Source organism: Prolixibacter sp. NT017 (assembly GCF_009617875.1).
Lineage (GTDB): Bacteria > Bacteroidota > Bacteroidia > Bacteroidales > Prolixibacteraceae > Prolixibacter.
Genome location: NZ_BLAV01000001.1, coordinates 220,982 through 232,881, shown reverse-complemented (window position 1 = coordinate 232,881; position 11,900 = coordinate 220,982). Strand labels below are relative to the sequence as shown.

The following is an 11,900-nucleotide window of genomic DNA, read 5'->3' as shown; positions in this document are numbered from 1 at the left end:
AATGTAGTTCACTAACCAGAAAAGAGTTAGGAATTAGTTTGTTTTCATTCTACACCGGCGAAGCTCCCAAACATGAGTACAGGAGCAGTAGAGAATGACCAGGAAAGCAACTGGAAGTCAATGCATTTTCAGTCGCTTCCGCGGAACGCAATACAAAATACCGGTTTCAAGGGGGTATACAACCGATATGGGATAGATAGAGGAGAAAATGTCTAAAGTTTCTGCTCTGACATCTGGCGTCTTTTCACAAAAAAAGGCAGCCGTTTGGCTACCTTCACACACAACACTCCTGTCCATTCCCGGTCGGACCGGAACTCACTAATCAATCCCTTCAGAGCGTACAATATCTTAAATATCAAGACCGGTGTCTTTTGTCTCTTATCTGGTGTCTAATATCTGAAGTCTATTGCCTTTCGGATATAAAAAAGCCCGACTCCAATAAAGGAACCGGGCTTTAAGTAAAATAAGCGGCGACCTACTCTCCCACATCTCTGCAGTACCATCGGCGCTGACGGGCTTAACTTCTCTGTTCGGAATGGGAAGAGGTGGAACCCCGTCGCTGTAGCCACCTAAAGTTTTCAGCTTTGCTTTTCAGCTATACAATATCTTATAGTCATACAGAAGTCTCTGTCTGATGTCTCTTTTCTGACATCTTGCTTCTTTTGACTGACATGAACCCTGGAAGAAAACAATTTCATTACAACAAAAACACCAATTTATAAAACCGGCAAGGAAAGTTTCGGGCAATTAGTATCGCTCGGCTTTGACGTCACCGTCTTTACACCTGCGACCTATCTACGTCGTAGTCTCCAACGACCCTCTAAGGAGACCTCATCTTGAGGCGAGCTTCGCGCTTAGATGCTTTCAGCGCTTATCTCTTCCACACATGGCTACCCAGCGGTGCTCCTGGCGGAACAACTGGTAAACCAGAGGTATGTCCAACGCGGTCCTCTCGTACTAACGTCAGGCTCTCTCAAGTCTCCTACGCCCACAACAGATAGGGACCGAACTGTCTCACGACGTTCTGAACCCAGCTCGCGTGCCACTTTAATGGGCGAACAGCCCAACCCTTGGGACCTTCTCCAGCCCCAGGATGTGACGAGCCGACATCGAGGTGCCAAACCGCTCCGTCGATATGAGCTCTTGGGAGCGATCAGCCTGTTATCCCCGGAGTACCTTTTATCCTTTGAGCGATGGCCCTTCCATACGGAACCACCGGATCACTATGCTCTAGTTTCCTACCTGATCGACTTGTAGGTCTCACAGTCAAGCGCGCTTATACCATTATGCTCTGCTGGCGGTTACCAATCGCCATGAGCGCACCTTTAGAAGCCTCCGTTACTCTTTTGGAGGCGACCACCCCAGTCAAACTACCCACCACACACTGTCTCCCATTTCTGGGATTAGGCCCCAGGCAAGCAAAGGGACGTATTTCAAGGATGACTCCACGAATCCTGGCGAACCCGCTTCAATGTCTCCGTCCTATCCTACACATCACTTACCCAGAACCAATGTGAAGTTGCAGTAAAGGTTCACGGGGTCTTTCCGTCCCGTTGCGGGTAAGCGGCATCTTCACCGCTACTACAATTTCACCGAGCTCGTGGCCGAGACAGTACCCAGATCGTTGCACCATTCGTGCAGGTCGGAACTTACCCGACAAGGAATTTCGCTACCTTAGGACCGTTATAGTTACGGCCGCCGTTTACCGGGGCTTCGATTCAATGCTTCTACCCGAAAGTATAACATCCCCTCTTAACCTTCCGGCACCGGGCAGGTGTCAGGCCATATACATCATCTTGCGATTTAGCATAGCCCTGTGTTTTTGATAAACAGTCGCCTGGGTCTTTTCACTGCGGCTGGCTCGCGCCAGCGCCCCTTCTCCCGAAGTTACGGGGCCATTTTGCCTAGTTCCTTAGCCACGAATCACTCGAGCGCCTCAGGATTCTCTCCTTGACTACCTGTGTCGGTTTACGGTACGGGTTCTCTACACCTGTAGCTTAGAGGTTTTTCTCGGAAGCCCTTAGGACCACTATCCGATTGCCCGAAGGCTCTCGGTACTGTCGGGGTTCACCTCACCGCGCGGATTTGCCTACGCAGTTCAACGGCTACGCCCTTCAACGTACTATTCCGTCAGTACGCGGGTCTTTCATCACTTCGTCACCCCATCGCAGTCTAGAGAAGTATCGGAATATTAACCGATTCGCCATCGACTTCGCCGTTCGGCTTCGCCTTAGGTCCCGACTAACCCTGATCCGATTAGCGTTGATCAGGAAACCTTAGTCTATCGGCGGGCAGGTTTCTCACCTGCCTTATCGTTACTTATGCCTACATTTGCTTTTCCGGACGCTCCAGCATACCTCGCAGTACACCTTCAGCGCCGACCGGAATGCTCCCCTACCACTGTAAATAAATTTACAATCCATAGCTTCGGTGGTATGTTTAATGCCCGATTATTATCCACGCCCGACCGCTCGACTAGTGAGCTGTTACGCACTCTTTAAATGAATGGCTGCTTCCAAGCCAACATCCTAGCTGTCTAAGCAATCAGACCTCGTTTGTTCAACTTAACATACACTTGGGGACCTTAGCTGATGGTCCGGGTTCTTTCCCTCTCGGACACGGACCTTAGCACCCGCGCCCTCACTCCTGGTGAGCATCTTGCAGCATTCGGAGTTTGTCTGGAGTTGATAGGCGGTGAAGCCCTCGCATCCAATCAGTAGCTCTACCTCTGCAAGACTCATAACCAAGGCTGCACCTAAATGCATTTCGGGGAGTACGAGCTATTTCCAAGTTTGATTGGCCTTTCACCCCTACCCACAACTCATCCAAGGACTTTTCAACGTCCCCTGGTTCGGTCCTCCATCCCGTGTTACCGGGACTTCAACCTGGTCATGGGTAGATCACATGGTTTCGCGTCTACCCCCACTGACTATACCGCCCTGTTCAGACTCGCTTTCGCTTCGGCTCCGTGGCTGAACCACTTAACCTTGCCAGTGAGGAGTAACTCGTAGGCTCATTATGCAAAAGGCACGCCGTCACCCCCTAAAGGGCTCCGACCGCTTGTAGGCGTACGGTTTCAGGTACTTTTTCACTCCCCTGTTCGGGGTGCTTTTCACCTTTCCCTCACGGTACTGGTTCACTATCGGTCTCTCAGTAGTATTTAGCCTTACCAGATGGTCCTGGCAGATTCAGACAGGATTTCGCGTGTCCCGCCCTACTCAGGATACTGCTAACTCCGCAAGCCTTACACGTACAGGACTTTCACCTCCTTTGGTGTGACTTTCCAGAACACTTCCGTTTCGTCTTACTTTGTATATCGCAGTCCTACAACCCCGAAAGTGCCGAAACACTTCCGGTTTGGGCTATTCCCCGTTCGATCGCCACTACTGGGGGAATCACTTTTGTTTTCTTTTCCTCCGGGTACTTAGATGTTTCAGTTCTCCGGGTTAGCTTCCTGCATAACAGGATACCATGCTTATGCATGGTGGGTTGCCCCATTCGGATATTCGCGGATTAACGGTTATTTGCACCTCCCCGCGACTTTTCGCAGCTTATCACGTCCTTCGTCGCCTCTGAGAGCCAAGGCATCCCCCGTACGCCCTTTCGTACTTTCTCTCGCCTTGTTCGAAGGTTTTATCCTTCGGCGTTTCTCTTGTAACTCTGTTGTTTTTCTTCCAGCATGTCAATGAACTTCATCCCTTTCAGGATATGTGGATTACAGGGAATCGAACCCTTTCCTCTTTCAGGCGCCAGCCTAATCCTTCGTGTTCCAATACGTTTCTTTATGAACTTTTCCTGGTGTTTACACCCTCGTGGAGAATATCGGAGTCGAACCGATGACCTCTTGAATGCAAATCAAGCGCTCTAGCCAACTGAGCTAATCCCCCGTCTGTGCAATGGGTAATCAATAATGTGTAATGAATAATTACTAATTACCAATTTGCGGTTACTTCCGCTTTGCCTAATAAACAATCTGACTCATTACTAATTGTTCATTATTCATTGCTTTAGTAGTCCCGCCCAGACTTGAACTGGGGACCTCTACATTATCAGTGTAGCGCTCTAACCAGCTGAGCTACGGGACTGTCTGCAGAATTGAGAATTGAAAATGGATAATTGATAATGTCCGTTTCCTGCTCTGCATCTGCTTCTCTCAGACCCGTGCATTGAATAGTGAGAACCGCTTTGCATTGAATTCTCAACTTCAATTCTCAATTTTCAATTGCTCTTGTGTTTTACAGTATCTTTTAAAAAGGAAGAAGTAAGCATCCTCTGCTCTAATTTCCTCTCAGAAACCTATCGTGTCGGCTCCAGAAAGGAGGTGTTCCAGCCACACCTTCCGGTACGGCTACCTTGTTACGACTTAACCCCAGTCATTGGTTTTACCCTAGGCCGCTCCTTGCGGTTGCAGACTTCAGGTACCCCCAACTTCCATGGTTTGACGGGCGGTGTGTACAAGGCCCGGGAACGTATTCACCGCGCCATGGCTGATGCGCGATTACTAGCGAATCCAGCTTCATGGAGTCGGGTTGCAGACTCCAATCCGAACTGAGACCGGCTTTTGGGATTAGCATCCTGTTACCAGGTAGCTGCCCTTTGTACCGACCATTGTAACACGTGTGTAGCCCTGGACATAAGGGCCGTGCTGATTTGACGTCATCCCCACCTTCCTCTCACCTTACGGTGGCAGTCTCGCCAGAGTCCTCAGCTTGACCTGCTAGCAACTGACGATAAGGGTTGCGCTCGTTATGGGACTTAACCCGACACCTCACGGCACGAGCTGACGACAACCATGCAGCACCTTGTAAAACGCCCCGAAGGGAAGTCACCTTTCGGCAACGGTCATTCTACATTTAAGCCCAGGTAAGGTTCCTCGCGTATCATCGAATTAAACCACATGTTCCTCCGCTTGTGCGGGCCCCCGTCAATTCCTTTGAGTTTCAACCTTGCGATCGTACTCCCCAGGTGGATAACTTAATGCTTTCGCTTAGCCGCTGACTGTGTATCGCCAACAGCGAGTTATCATCGTTTACGGCGTGGACTACCAGGGTATCTAATCCTGTTCGCTCCCCACGCTTTCGTGCATCAGCGTCAGTTACGCTTTAGTAAGCTGCCTTCGCAATCGGTGTTCTGAGTAATATCTAAGCATTTCACCGCTACACTACTCATTCCGCCTACCTCAGGCGCACTCAAGCTATACAGTTTCAATGGCAGTTCTACAGTTGAGCTGCAGCATTTCACCACTGACTTATATAGCCGCCTACGCACCCTTTAAACCCAATGAATCCGGATAACGCTTGCATCCTCCGTATTACCGCGGCTGCTGGCACGGAGTTAGCCGATGCTTATTCCTGCAATACCGTCAAATCACTACTCGTAATGACCATTCTTCTTGCAGAAAAGCAGTTTACAACCCGTAGGGCCGTCATCCTGCACGCGGGATGGCTGGTTCAGGCTCTCGCCCATTGACCAATATTCCTCACTGCTGCCTCCCGTAGGAGTCTGGGCCGTGTCTCAGTCCCAGTGTGGGGGATCATCCTCTCAGAACCCCTAGGCATCGTCGCCTTGGTAAGCCGTTACCTTACCAACAAGCTAATGCCACGCATGCCCATCCTGTACCGCCGAAACTTTATTCAGAGTCCCATGCGAAACTCTGAAACTATGGGGTATTAATCCGGATTTCTCCGGGCTATCCCCCTGTACAGGGCAGGTTGCATACGCGTTACTCACCCGTGCGCCACTCGTGTACCCCCGAAGGGGCCTTACCGTTCGACTTGCATGTGTTAAGCCTCCCGCTAGCGTTCATCCTGAGCCAGGATCAAACTCTTCGTTGTAATCAAAAAGTTTAAATGTCTATTTGCCTGGCACGATCAGTTTTTCCTCTAAAAGAAAATTGAACTTCTGGTGCTTATCTTCTTTCCTTTTCAATATTTTCAATGAACTTGTCTTCTTCTTGACTCCTGCCCCTTCTGCCCAACCCTCAGTTGCCGTCGGACGGGCCGAAAAAAGCGTTGCAAAGATAGAAATCTTTTCGCGTTATCTCCAAATCTTTTTTTGCCTTTTTTCTAAAGGCTCAGTACCGGAAATCAACGCCCGTTTTTCAAAAACGTGGCGGCAAAGATAAAACCTTTTATCCCGACTTTCCAAATACTTCTTCAAAAAAATTTGCGGGGTGATTTCTACGGGTAAAAACCGAACGACTCCGGCCTCTTCTCTTCCCTTTTCAACCTCCCACTGAACGCTGCTCCCCTTTCGGAAAGCGGATGCAAAGAAAGCGTATTTTTTCTTTTCTCTCCAAACCTTTTTTCCTTCTTTTTTGACATAAAATCGCAAGTGACTGAGTAGCTGAACTAACTTATTTCAAAAAAAGATCACAGACAGCAATCACAGGAGGAGAAACATGGTGAGTGGGCGAAAAGGAGACGGGGAGACGGGGAGACAAGGCAATGGGGAGACAGCAATTTTGAATGATGATGAAAAGTGGAATGACGCTTCGGGGCTTTAAAAAAAAATTGAATGATGAATTATAAATGTTGAATTAAAAGTTCCGGGGAGCTTTCATAGCAGGCCTGGAGGACCGTATTTCCAAAGCCCGGGTGGCGTAGATTGAAACGGCGGGAAAGTTTTGGGCGAAATTACAGGAGCAATGCACCCGGACCCGGGCACCGTCCACATGTGCGGCGCAACAACGTTGTTTCTATTATAATGGCCGGAAGGTGCGCCTCCCGCTCTCGCGGGTATCCTAACCCGGGGTGGCGTCATCACGACTACATCGTGATTCCTTACCCCGGGCTGCGGGCTTTCAGGCCTTCAGCCTGACCAACAACAGAAACGTTTTTGACGATAGGAACAACAGCAAAGCACAACCCGGAACATGGAATTTTGAAACGTGTAATCACCTGCACAAAATGCAACATCAACATGTGGTATCTCTTTTTCAGACACTAATTTAAGACAAAAGTATCTTCATTTAATATACAGATAACATTATTTAGTTGATGTCGTCAACTACTTCGATGTATTTTTGCATATCAATTCAGTCGGAATTTTATGAAAACAGAAAAACCCATCTGTCAACTGCTTGGACAAGTCGCACGGCTTTATAAAAACAAGTTGTTTGCCAGGTTTAAGAAAAAAGATGTTGATATCACATTTGAACAGTTTGCCATTCTGAGTTCACTGAATTCAGGGAAAGAATTCACACAACAGGACCTGGCCAACCAAATGCACAAAGACAAATCTATTATACTCCGACAAATCAATGTATTAATCGACAAAAACTATATAAAAAGAACCCAAAATGAACAGGACAAACGTAAGAAAACGTTGATTCTAACCGACGAAGGATTCAAAACGTTGGAACAAGCCCAAAATCTTGTACAGAACGTACTTGACGAACTTCTTCTGGGAATCAGCAAGGATGAGCTATCCGTCTTCAGACATGTACTGGAGAAAATACAGGAAAACAGTGAACCGAATGACAGCAATTGCCAATGCTAATCGTCATATTCCAAAAACAACAGACAACTCAAAAAAGTAAAATGAAAAAAAATAACCTATTCAAAATTCTCAGTTTCATTGCGATACTGGCAACCACCATCTCATGCTCAAACTCACAAAAGAGAGGGCAAGCGGGAATGGCCGGTCGAGTCGGAGAATACAAGGTGATGAAAGTTGAACCGCAATCAACCACTCTTTACGAGGAATATCCCACTAATTTACAAGGAATTCAAACGGTTGAAATTCGCCCGAAAATCGCCGGATACATTCAGAACATCCTGGTAGATGAAGGCTCTTTTGTCAAAAAGGGACAAGTTCTTTTCCGTATCAACGACAACGACATCAGGGCAACCGTTCGCTCGGCACAGGCTCAGGTAAAAATGGCCGAAGCCGATATTGTTGCTGCGAAGATTAACCTGGATAAAACCAAACCATTGGTTGAAAAAGGCATCGTCAGCAAATTCGACCTGGAGTCATCCGAGTCGACATTAAAGGCAAAAGAGGCGCAATTGGCTCAGGCGAAAGCCAACCTGGCCAATGCACAGGCAAATCTTCAATATGCTACCATCACCAGTCCGACGGACGGATTTATCGGGAATTTCCCTTATCGTGTCGGAAGTTTGGTCAGCAGTACTATCAGCCAACCGCTCACCACTATCTCGAACACAACGGAGATGTATGCTTATTTCTCGATGAACGAGAAAGAGTTTCTCACGATGGTGAAAGGCTTGAAAGGGCAAAACATGCAGGAAAAATTGAGTCATCTGCCAGATGTTTCCCTGATTTTGGCTGACAATTCGGTATACAAAGAAAAGGGTCGGATACAAACAGCCAGTGGTTTGGTCGACCCGCAGACCGGTGCCGTGAACATCAGGGCGACATTTCCGAACAAGGAAGGAATTCTCCGCAGTGGCGGAAGCGGCTTGGTGCGCATCCCGCAGCATGTTGATTCGGTGATTATCGTTCCGCAAAATGCCACCTACGAACTGCAGGGCAAACATTTCATTTATACTGTAGGCAAGGATAACAAGGTGCATCCCACTGAAATTGATGTGCTGGTTGGTAACCTGAAAACCAATTATGTGGTCACCAGTGGATTGAAACCCGGTGATGAAGTTGTGGTCGAGGGAATTGCCTCATTGCGGAACAACATGCCCATTAAACCGAAATTAGTAACCGATAGCGGCTCCGACAACAAACAAGCTCAATCATCGGCCGAACAGGTTAATAAATAAATGCTTAACAAACTATGTTCAAGAGATTCATTGAAAGACCGGTCCTGTCATCGGTCATATCCATCATAATTGTCATACTGGGAGTACTGAGTATGTTCAGTCTTCCCATTGAACAATATCCTGACATTGCTCCGCCCACCGTCCAGGTATCCGCGCACTACACCGGTGCCGATGCCGAAACGGTATTGAAAAGCGTTATCACTCCGCTGGAGGAACAAATCAACGGGGTTGAGAACATGACCTACATGACCTCAACCGCCAGCAACAACGGTTCAGCAACGATCCAGGTTTATTTCAAACAGGGAGTCGATCCCGATTTGGCCGCCATCAACGTGCAGAACCGTGTGGCAAGGGCTACCAGTCTGCTGCCTTCGGAAGTTACACGAGCCGGTGTGATTACAGCAAAGCGACAAAACAGCATGCTAATGGTCTTTTCGCTTTACAGCGATGACAGTAAATACGACGAGACCTTTCTGCAGAACTACAGCAAAATCAACGTGCTTCCGCAGATACAGCGTGTTAACGGAGTAGGTGAAGCACTTGTTTTCAGTTCGAAAGATTACTCCATGCGAATTTGGCTGAAGCCGGATGTAATGAAAGCATACGATTTGATGCCTTCGGATGTAATCGCTGCCCTGAACCAGCAAAGTCTGGAAGCTGCGCCTGGCAGATTCGGTGAGGAAAACGGTCAATCGTTTGAATACGTCCTGAAATACAAAGGAAAATTCAGCAAAGCATCGCAATTTGAGAATATCGTCATCAAAGCCGATAAAGATGGAAATGTACTTCGTCTGAAAGACGTGGCCAAAGTGGAATTGGGAGCGTTGAACTACTCAACAACCACTACGGTGATGAATAAACCGGGAATCGCCATGGCGATTTTCCAGTCACCCGGTTCCAACGCCCGTGAAACCATTATCAATGCGAAAAAGGTATTGCAGGAAGCATCGAAGAACTTCCCCGAAGGAGTGAAATACCACATCATTATTGATGCTAACCGATTCCTGGATAATTCTATCAGCAAAGTGCTGCACACCTTGCTGGAAGCTTTCATCCTGGTATTTATCGTGGTGTTTGTTTTCCTGCAGAATTTCAGGGCGACACTTATCCCTGCGATAGCGGTTCCGGTAGCCATTATCGGTACCTTTTTCTTCCTCAGCTTGTTTGGTTTCACTATCAACCTGCTAACCCTGTTTGCTTTGGTACTGGCCATTGGAATTGTGGTGGATGACGCCATCGTGATTGTGGAGGCGGTTCACGCCAAACTTGAGCAAGGAGCGAAGAATTCGCAGGAAGCAGCGATTTCTGCCATGAGCGAAATATCCACAGCTATTATCTCCATTACGCTGGTGATGGCCGCCGTATTTATCCCGGTTACTTTTATCAAAGGAACAACAGGAGTTTTCTATAAGCAATTCGGAATTACGTTGGCTGTTGCGATTGTTCTGTCGGCCGTGAATGCCTTGACCTTGAGCCCCGCCCTTTGTGCTGTATTCCTGAAACCGGAAGATGAGAATGCGAAACACAAGAAAGGTTTCATGCAGCGTTTTTACGGTGCCTTCAACACATCTTTCGATGTGATGACGAACAAGTACCAGCGAGTGACCAACTATTTCCTGCGCCGCAAATGGATTCCGGCTTCGATTATTCTGGTATTCACGATTGGTTTGTACTTCCTGTTAAGAACAACGCCTACCGGATTTGTTCCCAAGGAAGATGTGGGTATCATGATGCTCAACGTGAGCCTTCCACCTGCTACTTCGCTGGAAGAAACCAAGAAAGTGATGGAGAAAGTCGACGCTATTCTGGCTCATACTCCGGAAATCAACGGACGGGCCATGGTGGTCGGACGTTCACTCATTAGTGGTCAGGGAAGTTCATACGGTATGATATTCTGCGACCTGAAACCTTTTGACGAACGAAAAGGGAAAGGGCACGATGTGAACAGTGTGATTGGAAGGCTTTACGGAGCCACCTCGCAGATTAAAGATGCCCAGATTATCATTTTCACGCCACCGATGGTACCCGGATTTAGTATTTCGGGAGGAGTCGAATTCCAGCTCGAAGACCGGACCGGTGGTGATATCAATAAGTTTGAACAGGTTTCGCAGCGTTTCCTGGGAGCACTGAACCAGCGCCCGGAGATTCAATACGCGATGACCTCGTTTAATATGAATTTTCCGCAGTACCAGGTCGATGTCAATGCGGTTCGGGCCAAACAATCCGGCATCGATGTCAGTACCATACTGGCAGCATTGCAGGGATACATTGGCGGATTTTACGCATCGGATTTTAACCGGTTCGGGAAACAGTACCGTATCATGGTTCAAGCCAGTCCGAAGTATCGCGGAAATCCCGATGACCTGAATAACATGTACGTCAGGACCGGTTCGGGTGAGATGGCTCCCATTACCGAGTTTATTTCTCTGAAACGGGTGTATGGTCCGGAGAACATCAACCGGTTTAACATGTACACATCCATTGCGGTCAATAGTGCTCCGCAGTTTGGATACAGTTCGGGAGATGCCATTGAAGCAGTGAAACAGGTAGCAGCAAAAACGTTGCCTCCGGGATACAGCTATGAATTCTCAGGATTGACCCGGGAAGAAATTGCATCAGGAAACCAATCAATTTTGATCTTCCTGTTAAGTGTCATCTTCGTTTACTTCCTGCTGGCAGCACAGTACGAAAGTTTCATCACACCGCTATCCATTCTGCTTTCATTACCGATTGGGGTAGCCGGAGCGTTCATATTTGCCCGCATTATGGGAGTGAATAACAACATCTACCTGCAGATATCACTCATCATGCTGATTGGATTGCTGGCCAAGAACGCCATTCTGATTGTGGAGTTCGCCCTGCAACGGCGACACCGCGGAGAAACGATTTTGCAATCGGCAATTGATGGAGCAACGGCCCGTCTCCGACCGATTCTGATGACTTCCTTCGCCTTGATCTTCGGTTTGATGCCGCTTATCGTTGGAGGTGGAGTTGGAGCCAACGGAAACCGCTCGATTGGTGTAGGAGCTATTGGAGGTATGCTGGTAGGAACATTCATTGGTATCCTGGTCATTCCAGCCATGTATGTCATCTTCCAAACACTCCAGGAGAAAATTAAAAAACCGGAAAAGGGTGAAATATCAGGCCTCAACAGCCTCGAATAAT

At 48.0% G+C, this 11,900-nt stretch carries 3 protein-coding genes, 2 tRNA genes and 3 rRNA genes; 3 read left to right on the top strand and 5 right to left on the bottom strand.

Annotated features, from left to right (window positions below; translation table 11 throughout):
• Nucleotides 1-462 precede the first annotated feature (462 nt).
• The 5 genes from rrf to GJU87_RS00865 form a co-directional block, all read right to left on the bottom strand.
• A 5S ribosomal RNA gene (gene rrf, locus GJU87_RS00885) occupies nt 463-573 on the bottom strand.
• A gap of 155 nt (nt 574-728) precedes the next feature.
• Nucleotides 729-3,615, bottom strand: a 23S ribosomal RNA gene (locus GJU87_RS00880).
• A gap of 198 nt (nt 3,616-3,813) precedes the next feature.
• Nucleotides 3,814-3,887, bottom strand: a tRNA-Ala gene (locus GJU87_RS00875).
• 124 nt (nt 3,888-4,011) lie between these two features.
• Nucleotides 4,012-4,085 (bottom strand) — tRNA-Ile (locus GJU87_RS00870).
• 229 nt (nt 4,086-4,314) lie between these two features.
• A 16S ribosomal RNA gene (locus tag GJU87_RS00865) occupies nt 4,315-5,834 on the bottom strand.
• The 16S, 23S and 5S rRNA genes sit together here with 2 tRNA genes alongside, the layout of an rRNA operon.
• Nucleotides 5,835-7,050: 1,216 nt before the next feature.
• On the opposite strand from GJU87_RS00865, the gene GJU87_RS00860 reads away from it, so the two are divergent.
• The 3 genes from GJU87_RS00860 to GJU87_RS00850 are packed head-to-tail and all read left to right on the top strand — an operon-like array spanning nt 7,051 to nt 11,899.
• The gene (locus GJU87_RS00860) at nt 7,051-7,500 is read left to right on the top strand and encodes a MarR family winged helix-turn-helix transcriptional regulator (protein WP_153637792.1); all 450 of its coding nucleotides are present in this window, start codon (nt 7,051-7,053) and stop codon (nt 7,498-7,500) included.
• 41 nt (nt 7,501-7,541) lie between these two features.
• Complete coding sequence (locus tag GJU87_RS00855; protein ID WP_153637791.1) at nt 7,542-8,735, top strand: efflux RND transporter periplasmic adaptor subunit; 1,194 nt, start codon at nt 7,542-7,544, stop codon at nt 8,733-8,735.
• Between the two features lie 14 nt (nt 8,736-8,749).
• A complete protein-coding gene (locus tag GJU87_RS00850; protein ID WP_153637790.1) occupies nt 8,750-11,899 on the top strand; it encodes an efflux RND transporter permease subunit in 3,150 nt (1,049 codons plus the stop codon).
• Nucleotide 11,900 lies beyond the last annotated feature (1 nt).